The organism is Rhizobium sp. CF142 (genome assembly GCF_000281145.1).
In the GTDB taxonomy this organism is placed as follows: domain Bacteria; phylum Pseudomonadota; class Alphaproteobacteria; order Rhizobiales; family Rhizobiaceae; genus Rhizobium.
Genome location: NZ_AJWE01000007.1, coordinates 1 through 19,064, shown reverse-complemented (window position 1 = coordinate 19,064; position 19,064 = coordinate 1). Strand labels below are relative to the sequence as shown.

General features: G+C 57.5%; 16 protein-coding genes and 1 pseudogene. 10 read left to right on the top strand and 7 right to left on the bottom strand.

Features of this window, described 5'->3' with window-relative positions:
• Nucleotide 1: 1 nt before the first annotated feature.
• The 8 genes from PMI11_RS00935 (at nt 2) to PMI11_RS36140 (ending at nt 7,876) form a co-directional block, all read left to right on the top strand.
• Nucleotides 2-829: an amino acid ABC transporter ATP-binding protein gene (locus tag PMI11_RS00935; RefSeq protein WP_007812334.1), complete on the top strand. Its 828-nt coding sequence runs from the start codon at nt 2-4 to the stop codon at nt 827-829.
• Nucleotides 830-935: 106 nt separating this feature from the next.
• Nucleotides 936-2,258 carry an LLM class flavin-dependent oxidoreductase gene (locus tag PMI11_RS00930; RefSeq protein WP_007812333.1) on the top strand — a complete coding sequence of 441 codons (1,323 nt, stop codon included), beginning with the start codon at nt 936-938 and terminating at the stop codon, nt 2,256-2,258.
• Nucleotides 2,259-2,313: 55 nt separating this feature from the next.
• On the top strand, nt 2,314-2,595 hold the full coding sequence (locus PMI11_RS37175) for a hypothetical protein (protein WP_157179569.1): 282 nt from the start codon (nt 2,314-2,316) through the stop codon (nt 2,593-2,595).
• On the top strand, nt 2,570-3,118 hold the full coding sequence (locus tag PMI11_RS00925; RefSeq protein ID WP_007812331.1) for a flavin reductase family protein: 549 nt from the start codon (nt 2,570-2,572) through the stop codon (nt 3,116-3,118). The genes PMI11_RS37175 and PMI11_RS00925 overlap by 26 nt, the downstream gene beginning before the upstream one ends.
• A 153-nt stretch (nt 3,119-3,271) precedes the next feature.
• On the top strand, nt 3,272-4,132 hold the full coding sequence (locus PMI11_RS00920) for an isocitrate lyase/PEP mutase family protein (RefSeq protein WP_007812329.1): 861 nt from the start codon (nt 3,272-3,274) through the stop codon (nt 4,130-4,132).
• Nucleotides 4,129-5,562, top strand: a complete 1,434-nt coding sequence (gene leuC, locus PMI11_RS00915; RefSeq protein ID WP_007812326.1) for a 3-isopropylmalate dehydratase large subunit — start codon at nt 4,129-4,131, stop codon at nt 5,560-5,562. Before PMI11_RS00920 ends, leuC begins: the two co-directional genes overlap by 4 nt.
• Complete coding sequence (leuD, locus tag PMI11_RS00910) at nt 5,559-6,200, top strand: 3-isopropylmalate dehydratase small subunit (RefSeq protein WP_007812323.1); 642 nt, start codon at nt 5,559-5,561, stop codon at nt 6,198-6,200. Before leuC ends, leuD begins: the two co-directional genes overlap by 4 nt.
• A gap of 32 nt (nt 6,201-6,232) precedes the next feature.
• Nucleotides 6,233-7,876 carry a carboxylesterase/lipase family protein gene (locus PMI11_RS36140; RefSeq protein ID WP_007812321.1) on the top strand — a complete coding sequence of 548 codons (1,644 nt, stop codon included), beginning with the start codon at nt 6,233-6,235 and terminating at the stop codon, nt 7,874-7,876.
• 300 nt (nt 7,877-8,176) lie between these two features.
• Here PMI11_RS36140 and PMI11_RS00900 read toward each other — a convergent pair whose 3' ends face one another.
• Nucleotides 8,177-9,202, bottom strand: a complete 1,026-nt coding sequence (locus tag PMI11_RS00900) for an IS110 family transposase (RefSeq protein ID WP_007812319.1) — start codon at nt 9,200-9,202, stop codon at nt 8,177-8,179.
• A gap of 128 nt (nt 9,203-9,330) precedes the next feature.
• On the opposite strand from PMI11_RS00900, the pseudogene PMI11_RS00895 reads away from it, so the two are divergent.
• Nucleotides 9,331-9,621 (top strand): annotated as a pseudogene (locus PMI11_RS00895) (IS110 family transposase); the annotation flags it as partial.
• A gap of 76 nt (nt 9,622-9,697) precedes the next feature.
• On the opposite strand, the gene PMI11_RS35905 reads toward PMI11_RS00895, so the two are convergent.
• From PMI11_RS35905 to PMI11_RS00865, 6 genes are all read right to left on the bottom strand, one after another.
• Entirely contained in the window at nt 9,698-10,651 is a 954-nt protein-coding gene (locus tag PMI11_RS35905; RefSeq protein WP_007812316.1) for an aldo/keto reductase, read from the bottom strand.
• A gap of 40 nt (nt 10,652-10,691) precedes the next feature.
• Entirely contained in the window at nt 10,692-11,783 is a 1,092-nt protein-coding gene (ugpC, locus tag PMI11_RS00885; protein ID WP_007812314.1) for an ABC transporter ATP-binding protein, read from the bottom strand.
• A gap of 3 nt (nt 11,784-11,786) precedes the next feature.
• Complete coding sequence (locus PMI11_RS00880; RefSeq protein WP_007812312.1) at nt 11,787-12,614, bottom strand: carbohydrate ABC transporter permease; 828 nt, start codon at nt 12,612-12,614, stop codon at nt 11,787-11,789.
• Nucleotides 12,611-13,525 carry a carbohydrate ABC transporter permease gene (locus tag PMI11_RS00875; RefSeq protein ID WP_007812310.1) on the bottom strand — a complete coding sequence of 305 codons (915 nt, stop codon included), beginning with the start codon at nt 13,523-13,525 and terminating at the stop codon, nt 12,611-12,613. The genes PMI11_RS00880 and PMI11_RS00875 overlap by 4 nt, the downstream gene beginning before the upstream one ends.
• Before the next feature lie 62 nt (nt 13,526-13,587).
• The gene (locus PMI11_RS00870; RefSeq protein WP_007812308.1) at nt 13,588-14,883 is read right to left on the bottom strand and encodes an ABC transporter substrate-binding protein; all 1,296 of its coding nucleotides are present in this window, start codon (nt 14,881-14,883) and stop codon (nt 13,588-13,590) included.
• A 37-nt stretch (nt 14,884-14,920) separates the two neighbouring features.
• Nucleotides 14,921-17,215: an alpha-L-rhamnosidase gene (locus PMI11_RS00865; RefSeq protein WP_244430519.1), complete on the bottom strand. Its 2,295-nt coding sequence runs from the start codon at nt 17,213-17,215 to the stop codon at nt 14,921-14,923.
• A 195-nt stretch (nt 17,216-17,410) separates the two neighbouring features.
• On the opposite strand from PMI11_RS00865, the gene PMI11_RS00860 reads away from it, so the two are divergent.
• Nucleotides 17,411-18,436: a LacI family DNA-binding transcriptional regulator gene (locus PMI11_RS00860; protein WP_007812303.1), complete on the top strand. Its 1,026-nt coding sequence runs from the start codon at nt 17,411-17,413 to the stop codon at nt 18,434-18,436.
• Nucleotides 18,437-19,064 lie beyond the last annotated feature (628 nt).

Below are 19,064 nucleotides of genomic sequence, written 5' to 3'. Positions count from 1 at the left end.
CATGACGGTAGCAAATCCACTTCACAGCCGCCCGGAACCCGATCCACAGGTCAAGCCGTTTGTGCGTTTGGAAAAAATCTGGAAATCCCGCGGGAAGAATGTCGTTTTGAAAGGTGTCGACCTGCAGATATCGAATGGCGAGATCACCTGTCTGCTGGGCCCGTCCGGCGCCGGAAAGAGCACGCTGTTACGCTGCATCAATGCGATCGAATTGGCCGACAGGGGCGTCGTCTACGTCGACGACGTGCCGATCGGCTGCAAACCCCAGAAGGACGGGTTCGTGCGTATGAGAGAGCGTGACGTCGCACGTCAGCGCGCCGACATCGGTATGGTATTCCAGAACTTCAACCTTTTCCCTCATATGTCGGTGCTGGAAAACATTATCGACGCTCCGGTCCGGGTTCGCCGCGAAAGCCGCGAGGCTGCGGTCGAGCACGCCCATGTTCTGCTGAAGCAAGTTGGGCTAGACCACAAAGTGAATGCGTACCCACGCCATTTGTCGGGCGGACAACAGCAGCGCGTCGCCATTGCGCGCGCTTTGGCCATGCGCCCCAAGGTAATGCTCTTCGACGAGCCTACCTCGGCGCTTGACCCGCATCTGACCCATGAGGTGCTGGATGCGATCAGGGATCTCGCATCGACCGGGATGACGATGATTATCGTCACCCACGAGGTCCAATTTGCGCGGGACATTGCCGATACGGTTGCCATCATGGCGGATGGCGAGATCATCGAGCACGGTGCCGCCATCGACGTTCTTTCGAGACCCAAGCATCCCGTTACACGGTCGTTTCTTGCGCGCTCGTTGCCAATGGAGGCTCAGGGCTGAGTTGAACCCGAACGGCGCCGCCAAGCGCCGACCGATGCCCGATATTGCTGGATGCCGACCGGGTCGTAAGCCCTGTCGTCGTTGGCTCTCAAGGAGTGGAAGATTGATGAGTAGAAAAATGATGCATCTGGGAACCCTCGTCAGCGGCGCAGGAAGCCACGTCGGCGGATGGCGCATGTTCGACGCCGAGTTCGGCTCCATGAATTTCGAACATATCCAGAAAACCGTCCATGCCGCCGAGCGCGGAAAAATGGACTTCGCCTTCTTTGCCGACGCCGTGGCAACGACCCGCACCCTGGCACCGACCTTTATCGTCCGCCTTGAGCCGTTGACCATGCTCTCGGCGCTTGCCATGACCACGTCGCGCATTGGCCTTGTCGCTACTGTTTCGACTACCTATTCGCAACCCTACAATATTGCACGCCTCCTCGGCTCGGCCGACCACATAAGCAAGGGCCGGGTCGGCTGGAATGTGGTGACCAGCACCGACAATGGTTCGGCCGAGAATTTCGGACAGGAGCCGCATCCCGATCATGCCAGCCGCTATGACATGGCCGAGGAATATGTCGAGGTCGTGCACCAGCTCTGGGACAGCGTCGAGGAAGACGCAGTTGTTGGCGATAAGGGGTCGGGCGTTTACGTCGACACCGGAAAAATGCACGACATCAATTTCAAGGGCAAGTTCTACTCAGTTCGTGGACCTCTCAACATGGTCCGTCCACCGCAGGGATATCCGGTCACGTTCCAGGCTGGCGCATCCCCTCGCGGGATCGCGTTTGCCGGTGCGACAGCGGAAGTTGTCTTTACCGCGCAGCAGACGCAGGAGGAGGCGCTGGAATATGGGCGAAAACTGCGCGATGCGGCAGAAGCTGCCGGACGCCCTCGTGACGCGATACGCATCATGTGCGGCGTCTGCCCGATTGTCGGCTCGACGCACGAAGAGGCGCTGTCGATCGTCAGCAAGCTTGGTGAACTGACGGACCCAACGGCGGCAATGCGCACATTGATCGACCGTATCGGCTACGATCTCAGCCATCTGCCGCTCGACGAACCGCTGCCGGAACTGGAACTCGTTTCAACTGGCTCGGTCGGGCATGCGCGCCAGCTTATCTCCCTCGTCAAGCGCGAGAAGCTCACCTTGCGGCAGCTACGCGATATCGGCGCCATGAGTTCGGGTCACCGGCTGCTGCTTGGAACTGCCGAAGAAATCGCCGACGATCTAGAATCATGGTTCCGCAGCGGGGCGGCGGACGGCTTTGCGATCCTCAATCCCTATCTGCCGCAGCCACTTGAGCGGTTCGTCGACGAGGTGGTGCCGATCCTGATGGAGCGAGGACTATTCCGACGGGAGTACGAGGGTTCGACGCTGCGTGAACATCTCGGCCTCGTCCGCCCTGCCTCGCCCTTCCAAATGGCGAAAGCCGGTTAGGACGACAAAGCCAGCGGTCTCATCAACCTGGAGTGTACGCTCTGGGACTGATGGAATGGCAGCACCCTTGGGCCGGACCTTTCTGGCCCGGCCAAGAGGCCAGATCCGTAAGCGAACGTCATCGCGCGGACCGCACGTAAAGAGAAGGGCCGGTGGGCGCATCCTCGCCATCGGCACACCGAGGCAGCGCAACGATACGCGCGGACGCCACGCACTGATTGAAAACATCATGACAACGCCGGACGGCATGAACCCGGCGCGGTATCTGGCGGCCTTTGTTCAGGCCGGTCGAACACTTGGGGAGAATCGTATTGAAAGCCGACTTGAAACCGAATGACCTGACGCCGGAGGTGGTGCTTGCGGACGCAAGTGTTTTCCGCAACCTCTGGAGAAGCTTTGGATCCGCCGTCGCCCTTATCGCCACAGAATACGAGGGCGGCCGACATTCCATGCTGGCAACGGCCGCGACGTCGGTCTCCATGGATCCACCCTCCCTCTTAGTATGCGTCAACAGGTCCGCATCTGCCTATCCCGCTTTGAAGGCGCGTGGTGCATTTTCGCTCGGGATCATGCCGTCGAGGAGCCATGTTATCGGCCGTGCGATTGCAACGGCGGCAAGCGCGGAACGCTTTCTCCACGGCAATTGGAACCGCCTTGCCGGAACAGGCGAGACGACTGACGGGCTGCCCTGGCTTGCAGAAACGCAGGCGACCCTTTTTTGTACGATCGAAACGTCCTTGGATTACGGCACGCATACGATCTTCGTGGCCAATGTCGTGCATGCGATCGGAAACTGCAGCAACGATCCACTGCTCTACTGTGATGGCCGCTATGGTCGCTTCAACGAGATCGCCGTCTGACATTCGCCTTTCCGCCAGGCACGCGTGAAACACTCCGTCGCCGTAGATCGTCGGGACATCCAGCTTCGACGGCGACAAGACTTTATCGTCGATGCCAGCTTCCAGGCGGAGGCCACATCGATTTCGCGAACTTCTTCCACGAATGGAAAATAGATGGCTACCCCGGAACTAAAACAAGCACTGGCCAATAAGGACTTCATTGTTGCTCCAGGCGTTTTCGATCTGATCTCGGCCCTGATGGCCGATCGCATGGGTTTCCGTGCTCTCTACGTAACGGGATATGGCACTGTTGCCTCCTATCTCGGCATTCCCGACGCTGGGATCGCGACCTATCGCGATATGGTCGAGCGTGTCGGCCAGATCTGCAAACGGACAAAGACCCCGATCATCGCCGATGCCGACACTGGATATGGCGGGCTTCTCAACGTGCGGGAAACCGTCCTCGGCTATGAGGACGTGGGCGTCTCGGCCATCCAACTGGAAGATCAGGAGTTTCCGAAGAAATGCGGGCATACGCCGTTTCGTCGCGTGATTCCGGCATCGGACATGCAGCGAAAAATCGAGGTGGCGCTGAAAACGCGCAAATCCGACGATCTGCAAATTATCGCACGGACCGACAGCCGCACCTCACTCGGCTTCGACGAGGCGATCCGCCGTGGCAAGGCCTATGCCGAGGTCGGTGCGGATGTCATCTTTATTGAGTCTCCCGAAACGGAAGAGGAGTTGGAGCTCGCCGCCGCCGAGATCAAGACCCCCCTGCTGGCCAATATCGTCAACGGCGGACGCACGCCATTGGTAGCGGCCGATCGCCTCGCCGAACTGGGCTACGCCATTGCCCTGCATCCGGCTGTCGGCTTCCTTTCTGCGGCCCGATCGCTCGAGATTGCCTATGGCGACCTCTTAAGAAACGGCCATACCTCTTCGCATATCGACCTTTATTCATTTTCTGACATGAACAGGCTGATGGGGTTCGAAGACGTCTGGGCCTTCGATAAAGAGTGGGCGGAGCAATGACCACTCCCCTCCCCGGACGGCCGCTCACTCTTTACGAAAAGCTCTGGAACACTCACGTCGTGCGCGAACGCGAAGATGGTGCCTCTATCCTCTATATCGACCGACATCTTCTGCATGAAGTGTCAACGCCACAGTCCTTCATAGCGCTGGAACGGCGCGGGATATCGCCACATCGGTCCGCGGCAAACCTCGCCACGCCCGACCACGCCGTTCCCACCCGACACCGCGATCAATTGATCGCGGATCCGCAAGCACGGGCGCAGACCGCCCGGCTGGCCGAAAACGTCGATCGGCATGGCATCCCGTACATCCCGCTTGACGATGTTCGTCAGGGTATCGTGCATGTGGTCGGACCTGATCAGGGCTTTACGCTTCCCGGAATAACGCTGGTCTGCGGTGACAGCCACACATCGACCCATGGCGCATTTGGTGCGCTTGCCTTCGGCATCGGCGCTTCCGAATGCGGAATCGTTTTGGCGACGCAGGTTCTGGTTCAACAAAAGGCCCGCACGTTGGAAGTGAGGCTCGAAGGCGAGCCGGAGTCGGGCGTATCTGCAAAGGATGTCGCGCTCGCTTTCATTGCCAAAGTCGGCGCAAATGGCGCAGCCGGACATGCGATCGAATACACCGGTCAGGCGATCCGCCGCTTCTCGATGGAGGCGCGAATGACGCTTTGCAACATGGCCATCGAAGCCGGTGCCCGCATTGCGCTTGTCTCTCCCGATCAGACAACATTCGACTGGATCAGGGGCCGGCCTATGGCGCCGACCGGAGACATGTGGGCAAAGGCCCTTGCCTACTGGAAAACATTGCCCAGCGACGAGGGCGCCGAATATGACCGGGCCGTCGTGTTGGATATCAGTCGCATTGCGCCGCATGTGACCTGGGGTACGTCGCCCGAAGAGGCGATCGCCATTGACGCTGCAATTCCCGACCCGGAAACGCTGACGGAACCGAAACGCAAGGCCCGAATGGCGCGAGCCCTGGATTACATGGGTCTGCACCCTGGTCAGACATTGGAGGGCACGCCAATCGACGTCGTGTTCATCGGCTCTTGTACCAACGGCAGGCTGGAGGATCTCGCAGCCGCAGCCGAAATCCTTAGAGGCCGCCACGTTCACGAAAATGTCCGTGCAATTGTCGTTCCTGGTTCGGGCACAGTGAAGAAGGCGGCTGAAGACGCCGGCCTCGATAGGGTATTTCTGGAGGCCGGCTTCGAGTGGCGAGACGCCGGCTGTTCGATGTGTGTCGCGATGAATGGCGATACCATTCAGCCAGGACAACGCTGTGCCTCAACCTCCAACCGCAATTTCGAAGGCCGTCAGGGTCGGGGCGGTCGAACCCATCTCGTCTCGCCGGCCTTGGCGGCTGCAGCAGCTGTGTCAGGTCATCTGACCGATCCGCGCAAACTGAAGGAGATCCTCGAATGATCGAGCCACTCGTACAGGTCCATTCGCGTGCAGTCGTCCTCTCTGACGCAAATATCGACACGGATATCATTTTTCCTGCACGCTATCTGCTGAAAATCGACCGTGACGGTATGGGCGAATGTCTGTTCCATGATCGTCGCTTTCACCAGGATGGCACGATCAACCCTGATTTTCCATTGAACAGGGAAGGCTATGAAGGTTCGAGGATCATCATCGCAGGCCCGGCTTTCGGCTGCGGTTCCTCGCGGGAACAGGCCGTGTGGGCGTTGGTGGATTACGGCATTCGCGTAATCATCGGGACTGATTTTGGCGATATCTTTGCTGGCAACGCCCCGAAGAACGGCATGCTGCTCATTCGAACGGACTCAGAGACCCTGGCAAGGCTAGCCGTCCATGCCGACAGCGGGCGCGTTTTCAAGATCGATCTGTTAACCCGCCGGATCTCGATTGATGGGCAAGAACTCTGCGAATTTGATCTGACGGACGCAGCTCTGAAAGCTTACGCCAACGGCTGGGATGAGATGGATGTCATTCTCAACACGGAAACGGCTCGGATTTCGGAATTTGAGCGCTTCCATCGGCAACGTCAACCTTGGCTTTTTGGGGAGGATAGTGGCCGATTTAAAGGCATGCCGTAAATCGTCAGTCCCCCCACTAAAAGGATGCTTTTATGTTTTCACGATCGTCCATATGCCCTGTCTTTGATCCGGAACTTGCGGCTGGAAAGACGTGGAGCCTCCCCGATCCTTTAGTTGCATTTTTTGTGTTCGCTACAGCTGCGATTACTCTTCTTGCCCTGTCTGTGCCGCTTCTCGCGCAGGATGCCCCTATTGTGAAAAGCGAAGCGGGTTTGGTCGGTGGTTTGCACCAGGATGGCATAGAGAAATTTCTCGGAATTCCTTACGCGAAACCACCCGTCGGAGAGCTGAGGTGGAGAAACCCGGTCGCTCCGGATCCTTGGACAGGTGTCAGAGAGACGAGGAGATATGGAAAATTCTGCGCGCAGATAAAGGAACTGGGCGACTTCGCGAATTCCAGCGTTGATGAAGATTGTCTTTATCTGAACGTCTTTGCACCTGACAGCGGTCAGGGACATCCAGTCATGTTTTGGATCCATGGCGGCGCCACGACGGGAATGAGTGACAGTTATGACGCAAGTGCTCTCGTGCGCGAACAGAAGGTTGTCGTTGTCACAATCAACTATCGATTGGGTGCTTTGGGTGCGCTTGTGCATCCCGCACTGGATGGACAAGGCGCAACCACACACTATGGATTGCGTGACCAGCAATTCGCGATGCAATGGGTCCGCAACAACATTCATAACTTCGGAGGCGATCCGAACAATGTCACCATCTTCGGAGAATCGACCGGCGCAACAGATGTTCTCTTTCATCTCATCTCGCCTCGCGCCAAGGGCCTTTTCCACCGCGCAATTCTCCAAAGCCCGGCACGCTATTTCTCTCCGCTGGTCCCGTTAGCTGACGCGGAAGAAAAAGGTAAAGCATTTGCAGCAGCAGTTGGCTGCGCCTCTCAGACGGCCGATTGCCTCAGGGGGCTCCCCGTCGAGGTAATCCTTGCAGCACAAGGATCATTCGGCGGCGATTGTTGTGCGATGTTGCCCATCGATGACGGCCAGATCCTTACGATGAGCATATATGATGCCATCCGGTCAGGTCATTTCAATCAGGTTCCCATTCTTGGTGTGACCGATCATGATGAAAATCGCTGGTTTCAAGCTTTCTTTGGTGAAGCCAGCGGCAAGCCCCCGGTAAAGGCGAAGGAGTATCAGGCATCGCTCGTGGCCGCTTATGGTGATAAAGCTCAAGCCATCGAACAAACCTATCCGCTCAACAATTTCGGGTCCGCTGACGAAGCATTGGCCGCCGTAAGCAGCGACTACGGGGCGATCTGCCAGCCACGCAGTTTCAACATCGACGCATCAAAATTCGTCCCGGTCTATACCGCCGAATTCAACGACCCAAACTCGCCAGGTATTTTGCCCGCCGTCTCCTTCAAGCTTCTGGCCTCACATACACACGAAATCCAATATATCTTTGCTGGATGGAGAGGAGTTTACCAGGGCAAGGTTCCGAACTTTTCGCCAGCGCAGACAGAGCTTTCCATTGAGATGCGGAAGGTTTGGGCGAGCTTTGCGAGAAACGGCTCACTCCCGTCAGAATTGCCGGCAACGACAAGAGATCATGATCTGGTCATCTCACTTGAACCCGCCGGCATCAAAGTGCTCAACGATTTCGCTAAGGCTCATAAATGCGATTTCTGGAACTCCATTCGCGGATGGCGGCCTGTTGAGTGACGCAGCGGTTGTATCGAAAATCGAAGCTGACGTTGATCCATCTAGCTTAGGGTAAGACCGTCGTCTAATAGCGAGATTTGCAAGTGTCTTTTTAGGTGTGAGAGGCTGTTTGCCGGGAGCATGGTCGTCTACGCGGTCGACATTGGGTCGCCGCATTATGGTGCTTCGCGGGACAGTCCTTCCAATGTATGTCTCGCACGCTCCGAGCAAACTCGCGGTGCAACGGTCTTAACGGAATGGACCAGCCTCGGTCCCGGCAGGGACGCCTCTTCACGCCATGAGCGTTACAGAGCTTGAGGGTTAGGTGGTGGCTGTCGCCCTGCTGTTGAAGAGCTCACCGGAGCGCAGCATCGCATGCATGATGACGGCGAGTTTGCGGGCGACAGCGACCGCGGAGCGTTTGAAGCCAATCTTCTCGCGTAGTTGTATACCCCATCTACGCAGATCGCTGTCGGCCCGGCTGCGGGTCAGGATCACCACCGCCGCTTCATAGAGAAGCGAACGCACATGGGCGTCACCGCGTCGGGAGATATGGCCGTCATAATCTACTTCGCCTGACTGATAGCGCCGCGTCGTCAACCCCAGCCATGCGCCTACCGAGCGCGATCGCTTAAAGTTCGCGGGATCCTCGACGGCTGTTAGGTAGGCAGTAGCTGTGATCGCGCCAACGCCGGGGATCGACATCAGCAACTGACATTGCTGGTTTCTACGTGCTTCGGCGAGAAGCTGCTTCCCCAACGTAGCCGCCTGGAGGCGCAGACTACGCCACGCTTCGAGTAAAGGCAGGATTATCCTCGAAAGACCGGCGTTGTCGGCCAGGAGGGAGCGAACGTGCACCTCAAACTTGCCACCCATACTGCACGGAACGATAAGGCCGAACGTTTTCATCAATCCCCGAATCTGGTTCGCAACGTCCAGTGTCGTCCGCATCAGTTTCGTGCGAGCCGCGACCAATGTCCGAGAAAGCATGCTGTCGAAGGCCTTTACTCGGACTTCGCGGAAGAAGCCGACCTCTGCCAGATGCGCGAGCCCGTCGGCGTCGTTGGCATCGGTTTTGTTCGCGGCCATGTCGAGCGCCGCTTTGGCGTGACGCGCATCGACGCAAAGGGCAGGCAATCCCTCGGCACGTAGCACATGATAGAACCATACCGAGAGAGGGCCTGTTTCGAACACCACGCGCTCCGCATTTGGCGCTCGCATGCGGACAAGTTCGGCGATTGCGGCGGGATCAGAGGTGCACTTCCCGCGCCAGATCCGCTTGCCCGCGCGACGGATCGAAATTGCTGTCTCTTTCATTGATACGTCGAGACCGATATACTCTGTCATGGCTGTTCTCCATTGATGCTGGGCCCGGCGTCCAGTCGAGAGCCCGTATCTCATCATATCGGGGAGCAGCCACCTTCCAAGATCATGATCGGATCCGGAGGGGCCTCGTGCCCGCGATTACACCATGTATGTCCGTCTTCGTGGCTGAGGTGGTTCGCCCTACACTGGTCTTCCGAGGGTTGCTCGGACAGGCCGAGCCGATCCTCATCACAGGAGGACGAGCCGTGGCAGATTATAGAGAAGCTTTTGTTGGAATCGACGTCGCCAAACTGAAGAATGCGATTGCCGTCGCTGAATCCGGTCGGGAGGGAGAGATCCGCTTTTGGGGTGAGGTGGATGCGTCTGATACCAGCATGCGCCGCATCATCCAGCGGATAGCTGCTAAGTTTGACCGCGTGTATTTCTGCTGCGAGGCCGGCTCACCCTTTTGTGGCTTCGATTGCTTCTCAATACGTTGAGGCGCAGCCTAGTCAAGATTGTGGAACCCGGTCGTGATCAAAAAACTGAGTTTGTGAGCAATTTGTCGTAACCCGTGACAGACCGGAGGGCGGTTAAGGTTTGGTCATCCAGGTGAACGGCGCTTGCTTGGAGTGTCGCCTCAAGTTGTTCTGAGGATTTTGGACCGACGACTGGAAACAGAAGGGGTGAAAAGTTTAGAAGAAAAGCCAATGCTATCGTCGTGGGATCGGCATCCAATCCATCAGCAACGTCAGCAATGTCCTTCGCCACCCGGAGGCATTCAGGATTGCCATAATGAGACGGGACTTCGTCCGGCCGGGTTTTCCATCGGTTGAAAAAGCCCTGGCATTGTGAAGAAAACAGCATCATAGACAGCGAATGTCGGCGCGCTTGCTGGTAGGCAGCTCCATCCAGTCGAATGATCGAGGCATCCGCGAGCGGCCCGGCGACAAAACTCAGGGCGTTCCCGAACAACTGGTTGCTTGCGATCGGAATGAGGTCTGACTCGATTGCTGCCAGAATTCGCGCGGGTCTCCAATTGCTCAGACCGACCTCGACGATCTTGCCCTGACTGCGAGCGTCCGCGAGCGGTTTCAGGATCTCCTCCACCGGTCGACCTTCATCGTCACGATGAAGGTAGTAGAGATCGATCTCGTCAACGCGCAGCCTGCGCAGACTTCCCTCTATGTCGGACAAAATCGAGTTCGCATCGAGCCGGGATGTCGACATTGAATCGAGAAAGGGATGCCCACCTTTCGTCGCTATCTGGAGTTCGGGTGGTCTCGGCCGTGACTGCAGCCAGTCTCCGATGATGCGTTCGCTTCGTCCCTTTTCTCCGGGGATCCAATCCGAGTAGACCGCCGCCGTATCGATGATTGTTCCCCCAAGCGCTACGAAGGCGTCAAGCAGGCGAAATGCGTGCTCCGTGCCACCGTCCAGACCAAGATGGCTTGATCCGAGGACGATGCGCTGTTTGTCGTTTCGGGCCATGTCAGACCTTTGTCTTCTTTGAGTGGGCTGCGACAATTCATCAAAGAGACGGGCCCGGATATCTAGCCATACCCGCCTTATCGAAGACGCGCCCCTGGTCGCGGCCGAAATCCATTGTCAAATCCGAGCTGATTTGAAGCTCGTGATCGCCTTCGAGTACAGCGAGAAAGGGACGTCCGGATGGTAAGGTAAGGCTGACATTCGTCTCGTTGCCGAGGCGCTCGATAAGGGAAACTCTGCCAGAAATCCCAGCGCCAGAACCCGGCGTCAGCCCGTGAGGGCGGACGCCAAGGGTGAGCTTGTCGCCAATTTTCAGCCCCGTTGTCTCGGCGCGAACTTTTCTGGACACGAGATCTGTGCCGGCAACGATGACATGTTGTGGATCCATGGCCTCGATCGTTACCTCGATGAAGTTCATTTTCGGCGACCCGATGAAGCCCGCCACGAATAGATTCGCTGGTCGCTGATATAGTTCAATCGGCGACCCGATTTGCTGCACCACGCCGCCGTTCAGGACCACGATCTTGTCGGCAAGCGTCATGGCCTCGACCTGGTCGTGGGTGACGTAAATCATGGTCGCGCCGAGATCTTGATGAAGGCGGGCCAGTTCCATACGCATATCGACCCGGAGTGCAGCGTCGAGGTTGGAAAGCGGTTCATCGAATAGGAAGACTTCCGGTTTGCGAACAATCGCCCGGCCGATCGCAACCCGCTGACGTTGTCCGCCGGATAATTGACTGGGCTTGCGCTCGAGCAAATGTTCCATCTGCAGAGTCCTGGCCGCATCCCTGATCTTGCGATCGCGCTCGGTGTGGGGCGTGCGCGCGAGTTTCAAGCCGAAGCCTACATTGTCGTAGACGGTCATGTGGGGGTAAAGTGCGTAATTCTGGAACACCATGGCAATGCCTCGATCGCGCGGCTCCACGCCGTTGCACAGCTTGTCTCCAATATAGAGATCGCCGCCCGTGATCTCTTCCAATCCGGCAATCATTCGCAGCAGCGTCGATTTTCCGCAGCCCGAGGGGCCAACGAAGACGACAAACTGACCATGATCGATGTCGAGGTCGACGCCCTTGATGACCTCAAGTGCACCGTAGGTCTTGCGAAGCGCTTTTAGGGTAAGGCCGGCCATTGTTTATCCTTTGACGGCACCTGAAGTCATTCCCGCGACGATCTGGCGATTGAAGAACAGAAAGACGATCAGCGGCGGAATGGTGATCAGGAGAATGTTAGTGAAGAGCAAGTTATAGGATGTGCTGAACTGGCTTTGAAAGTTGAAGAGCGTCAGCTGAACCGTCGCGTTCTGGTTGCCCGGCAAGTAATAGAGCGGATTGGTAAAATCGTTGAAGATGCCAACCGACTGGACGACAATGTTGGTCACCGTCACCGGCCAAAGGAGTGGAAGGATCACCCGGAAGAAAATATCAAGCGGTCGAGCTCCATCGATGATCGCCGCCTCATCCAGCTCACGCGGAATCGTGGAGATGAAAGCCCGATAGAGCAGGATCGAGAATGGGAGCCCGTAGGCAACCTCGATGAAGACGAGACCATGCAGCTTTCCGAACAGGCCGAGCCCCTGGAGCAACCAGATGGTCGGGACCACAGCCGGCGGGATCATCAGGCCGGTGAGGATCAGAAATTCGATAAGGCCGTTGAACCGCGTTTTTCGGCGCTGCAGGACAAAGCCGACCATGGCGGCGAAGATCACCAGAAGGGTGACGCTTGCAACGGTGATGATCGTCGAGTTGACAAAGGCACCCAGCAGCATCCAGTTCCGTGTCGTCACAACGGCGACGACATTCTCCCAGAGGTGGTTTCCCTCCGGCCAGGAAAAGTCGATACGCGAGGCCTGTCGTCGGTCCTTGAATGCCATCAGTATGATGAAGGCGAACGGCACCAGAAAGACAATCGCTGAAAGGGCGATCGCCAGAACGCTCGAGCCATATTTGCGGATGACGGTCATTCATGTCCCTCGCGGCGGTTGAGAAACATCGTGAGCGGTACTACAAGAATGCCGATCAAGAGGAAGAGCACGACGTTGCCGGCGGTAGAGAGGCCATAGAAACCCGCCTGGTATTGCTTGTAGATCACCGACGCGATGGTGTCGGAGGCAAAGCCCGGCCCGCCCTTGGTCATCGCCCAGATCAGGTCGAACGTGCGCAGCCCGCCTATGAAACTCAGGACGATGACGGTGTTTGTGGCGGGCCTTAAAAGCGGCAGTGTCACATAGACGAAATTCTGGATTTTCGTTGCCCCATCAATGCGCGCAGCCTCGAAATAATCTTTTGGGATGGAGACGACCCCTGCAATATAGATAACGGTGGCAAGCCCCAGGCCCTTCCAGACGTCGACCAAAGCAACCGAAAGCAGCGCCAGTTTCGGATCCGTCAGCCAACCCGGACCCTTGATGCCAAGCAGCGCGAGACCTTCGTTGATCATGCCCTGCGTCGGATGCATCAGCACCGTGAAGGTGATTCCGACGCCGACGGTCGAGACGAGGACGGGGAAGAAGATCACAGAACGCAGATAGCCGCGGCCGATGATCTGGCTGGTCAGAAGGAGAGCTAGCAACATCCCGAGCACGACCTTGGCCGCGGATGTCACTGTGGCGTAGATGACGGTGTTGACCAGGCCCTGGATGAGAAAAGGCTCGCGGAAGAATTGCAAAAAGTTGTCAAATCCGATGAACGTTGCGCTAAACAATGTCCAGCGTGTCAAACTGAAATAGAGCGACGCGCAGGTCGGGGCCAGAAACAGCAAGCCGTAAATGATAGCAGCCGGCAGGAAGAACCACATGGGATAGGCAGATCGTCGGCGAGGCTTACGGGTAGAACCGGTGCTGCCCAACGCCAGACTTTGGGGGCTGACGGACATAATAGTTTCTCCGGATGAGGGACCGATCCGGGCAAGGAGGCGCCCGGATCAGCTGGCGCCTGTTACCAGCCTGGTAGGCCGAGTTGCTGTGCCTGCTTGCGCACGTCCTCATCATAGAGAGCCGCACCATCTGCCGCGGCCCGCGTGCCTGAGCCGACTTCGACCGTAATCTGTTCCAGCGATGGCCCCTTGACCGGCGATAGGAATTCGAGCGCAGGTGCTCTCTTGCTCTGGTCATTGAAATAGGGAAGCATGTCCGCAACGCCGCGCGGAACATCGGCGGGAAGAACGCAACCCTTTACCAGATAAGGCCCGGTGACCGCCGCCGCCCTGCTCTGTGATTCACAACCTTTGACGCTTGCAACAAACGCCACGAAGCGTTTTGCGATATCGACATGTGGGTTCGCGGCGGAAACATAGATGCCGTTCGGGAGCCAGATCGTCAGCCCGTTCTTGGAGGCATCGTCTCCTGGGATTGCGAAGAAACCGACATCGTTGAGATGGTCGGGATCCGTTTGCCCGATCGATCCGAAGGCGAAGCTCAGCATCGGATAGTGTGCCCCCTCGCCCGTCGCGACCATGTTTAGCCCGTCCTCGAGCGTAGCGGCACCGAAGTCGTCGTTGAGATAGCCGGCAGCGTGAAGCTCAGCGAGTTTTTCAAAACTGCGCAACGCCGAAGCCGTCGAGGCAAATTTGGCCTTTCCGGCGGTGTATTGTGATGCGAAGTCCGGTGTGTTTGCGAGAACGTTGAAGTTGTCGGCCAAAACCATCATCTGGCTCGTCCAGGTATCGCGATAGGTCTGCACGACGGGGACCTTTCCAGCCGCCTTGATCTTCGCATTATTGGCCATGAACTCGTTCCAGGTCTTTGGAACCGAAAGACCGAGCTCTTTGTAGAGCGGAATATTGTAGAAAAAGCCGCCGCCCATGGCAGTCTGAATGGGCGCGCCGCGAACCGATCCGTCGGAGGCGGTAACGACCTGTTTAAACGCGGGGTCGATATCGGCTTGCCAGGGTTCATTCGAAAGGTCAACAAGCGTCTGGGTCGGATTGAGAGCCTGATATTGTGAACCGGAATTGTACAAGAACACATCGTTCATGGATTGAGTAGCCAGGCGAGACCTAACGAGATTGTCGCGTTCGGTACCGCCGGGACCGACTTCAACTTCGACTTTGACATCCGGATTTGCCGCCTCGAAGTCCTTTGCGAGGCCTTCGGAGATCGCCACGGTGGCGGCATCGTTGCCAGTGAAGAAAGTAATCGTCGTCTGTTCGGCGTTCGCCGGCGTAGCGAGGGCGGTCATGACAAGAAGAGCGGCCATCATCGCATAACGCGTGGTTTTGACTGTTTGAGACATAAAATTCCTCCCGAGTTTCGTGTCCCGCGGGTGCGGATCAGTCGTTAGTCCGGCTGATGCGGAACGTCACCTTGTGCGTTCCAGGCGCGAGCCGGCAGCGCGCCTTTCCTTCGGACGTCCTGTCGGAAAGCGGTTCGCCATCGACCGTGATGTCCGTGTAGGTTTCTGCCATCACCAACGCGCCTTCCGTCAGTTCGGGAACCGTGACCGTGTATTCAACGGCATCTCCATTTACAGTCCACCCGGCCTCAACACGGCCGACGACTGCATCGTGGCTTGCAACGATTGGCGACAGGGACGGAACAATGGTCGGCTCGAATATGATGTGCCTGAATCCTGGCGCACCCGGATCTGGACGAAAGCCTGCGATCGCTTCGAAGAGCCACTGGCAAACCGCGCCGTAGGCATAGTGGTTGTAGGAGTTCATTGCTGGCTCGAAAATCGATCCATCAGCCTTGATCCCATCCCAACGTTCCCAGATTGTCGTTGCGCCACGTTTGACCTGCGCCAGCCAGCCGGGTACCTCCTCCTGAAGGAAAACACTTGCGGCCAGAGCTGGCTCGCCGACCTTGACCAGCGCCGGTAGCAAGGCGGGGGTGCCGATGAAGCCGGTGCCAATCCGGCCGTGCGATCGCTCGATCGCCGCTTTGAAATAGGCTTTTGCGGCCTGGATATGCTCTTTCGGGATGAGGTCGTGCAGGAAGGCCAGCGCATATGAACTCTGGTCGTCGTAGAGGAGGCGCCCCGCTGGCGTGATGAATTCCTGCTGGAAGGCATCCCGGACTGCCCTTGCGCGCTCGTTGAACTTTTCCGCTTCCTTGGCTCTGCCAATATGGCGGGCGATCTCAGCAATCTGCGTGCAGGAAATATAAAGATAGATGGTCGCCGCCGCATCGTCGCCCATCGTGGGTACGGCCTTCAGAAAGTCGTTTTGCGGCTGCAGCCAGTCACCGAATGTGAAGCCTCGGCCGTCCCATTTTGCGGGAGGGCGGACGATCGGTCCCTCGCTGATCGACCAAACGAAGTCATTCCAGCGCGTCATGGCCTCGAAAGCTTCTCCGAGGATCGTGGCATCGCCGTAATGAAGGTAAAGTGTCCAGGGGATCACGCTGATGGCGTCCCCCCACCCGGTGGAACCGGTCCAAGTGTTGAACTCGGGCGACGGCTTGAGGCGCAAGGGGTTGGGCGAAACATGCGCAATCGAACCGTCGTCTGCCTGGTCGACCATCATATCGCGCACGAACTTCGTCAGAATTCCCCTACTGTCTGCAAGATAGCAGGCCGTCGCAGCGAAAACCTGGGCATCTCCGGTCCATCCCAGGCGCTCGTCGCGCTGCGGGCAATCGGTCGGAACCTCGATGAAGTTTGCTCTTTGTGACCAGATCGTGTTTTCGACCAGGCGATTCACAAGCGCATTGGCGCAGGAGAATGTGGCTTTAGGCTCGGGGACCGACGTGATCGGGATGGACGCAATTGTGTTGAGCTTGGCAGCACCGGTGACTGTCACCCGGGCATAGCGGTAGCCTTGAAACGTGAAGCAAGGGCGATAATGCTCCTCACGCTTGCCAGCTAGCGTATATTCGATCCTCGCCTCCGCGCTGCGATAGTTGACGTTGTAGAAGCGACCTTGCTGATCGAGGATCTCGGCGTGTTCGACGAGGATGACCGCGCCGGCGTCGCCCGTGGCGGTGAAGGCTACGTAGCCACCGACATTCTGGCCAAAGTCGAAGATCGTACGCCCCTCGTCGTCAACCCACGACTTGATAGGGGCCAAGGCGCCCAGCTCCCGCACAGGCCCGCATTCATGCGCAACAAGTGTCGAATGGTCGAATACCATGGCAACAACGGCGGCGCTTACGTCGGGGACAACCCGCGCGTCGTAGGTCTCCCCGAAATAGATGCCCGACTTGCGCACCGGGATCTCCCCGCTCCGCCAAGTTTCGTCAGTCGCGGCAATGACATGGCCATCAGGACGCGCGCGCAATTCAGCAATCGCTGCGATATGATCACCCCAAACGTTTGCCTTGCCAAAGCCGGTCCACATGAGCGGCGAGCGCAGCCATCCGTCTCCAAGCCAGATCTCGATGGTGTTTTCGCCCTCTGTCAGAAGCTCGGCGACATCGTACATCTGATAGGAAAGACGGCGATCATAGCTGGTCCAGCCGGGGGTCAGCTGATCATCGCCGACACGGCGACCATTGATAAATGCTCGGTAGAGACCTAGGGCAGAAATACGCAGCGTTTCTGCCCCTGAAAGTCTCTCAACCTCGAATTTTTTCTGGACGAAAGAGCCGGGGCCGCCGACGCCTTGGTCTGACAACGGCCTGATCATTTTTGCATCCCACGCCGGAGAAGACTGCGGACCCGCATTGTTGCGATGCACGTATTGATCCACGGATATCAGCCTCCTCGCCGTGTACAACATTGTACGTGCAATGTTGTACATTCTCCATGCCGTTGCAACTGAATCTTTTTGAAAAATCTCGGGCTGATGATATTGCACGATCATCCACCCCAGGAGCGCCAGGTGACCAAGCAACAAAAGCAGAAGCGCATCACGATCCTCGACGTTGCCAGGGACGCCGATGTCTCGTTTGCGGCGGTATCGAAAGTTGTCCGCAATGCCTATGGGGTCAGTGATGCCCTACGCACAAAAGTCAACGCTTCGATCGAGAAGCTCGGCTATACGCCGAATACGGCCGCGCGCGCGATGAGAGGCCGAACCTTTGTGATCGGCGTCATTTTTCCCGACATGCGCAACCCATTCTTTGCCGACATTCTCGCGGGGATCAGCGCTGCACTGGAGCGTACCTCCTACCAGTCCGTTCAAGGCATCGCCCGCCACTCAACCGAGGCTTCTCTCATCCAGTCGATGATCGACATGCAGATGGACGGCCTTATCCTCGTTGGCAGCACAGCCAGCGCTGACTTTCTTTCAACGATTGGACAGAAAAAACCCCTCGTCGCAATCGGTCATCACCTCCCTGACATAAAGGGCTTTGACACCGTCAATAACGACGATGAGATCAGTGGCAGACTGGTGGTCGGTCACCTGGTCGCACAAGGGTATCGCAAGATCCTGATGCTGAGCCTTGATACGGAAAACGGCACCGTGATCGAGCGTCGCGAGGCGGGCTACCGGGCGGAAATGGAAAATGCTGGTCTGCACGATGAAATTCGGGTGGTGAGGGTCTCACAGTCTCTGCGCGAGATCCAGGTCGCCGCCAAGGCGATCTTGGGATCGCCTGATCGTCCGGACGCGATCTTCTGCTGGACGGATTTCGTCGCACTTGAAGTCATCAGCGTGGCACAAAACGCGGGACTTGCAATCCCGTCCGACCTCGCGATCGTCGGGCATGACAACACCATCTACTGCGACTTCCGGCAAAACAGCCTGACAAGCATTGATCAGTCAGGCGAGCAGCTTGGCTTGCAGGCGGCCCGTCTCCTCATCGAACGCATCGAGGGACGACAGAAGACAGAGCATTTTACCGTTCATCCTCGTCTAGTCGGCCGGCGAAGTAGTGCGGTGGCTTCCAAGAGCCACGAGTAACCCTATCCTTTATCCTTATCATCTTTTGCTGAGAGGCACGGAGGCACCGCGTCATAGACATGAAGACCCGGCCCTGCATCCCCCACCCTTCAAGGACGATATTGACTACGACCTGGCGGCTCGCTTGGAGATTGGAAGAGGCCATAAGATCGGGACGAGGCGAAGTGTGAGCGACGCAGGCTAGGTCCGCGGAAGCGCGGACCTTGACTTGATTTCAACCGTGTTGAGACCGCAGACCGGCGCCTGCTTGCCAATTGGAATCCATAACGAAACCGAACTTTTTCGCCAAGCCCGTCGCCTTCGGTCTGCCCGCTTCGGCTCAAAAGCCGACCCACCGAGCATCCGGTTACCAAGCGGTCCTGGCAGAACCGAGTGCAAATGTGTGAGCGGAAGACACGTGTGCGACATAGGCTTTGACGGAAACGGAGCAGTTTCCGGGATAAGTGAGGTTATAAGATCTCAAGTGTTCGACCAACTCGGCAACACTTCGGTCTGCGCTCAATGGAAATGTAACTGTCATCCGGTCCTTTCAGGTATTGCATCGCCAAGTCTCGTCTGGTGTTTATCTTTTGGTCGATCTGAGGATCGCGACCGGTTTCAAAATTTCTCGAAGCACATCGCGACACCC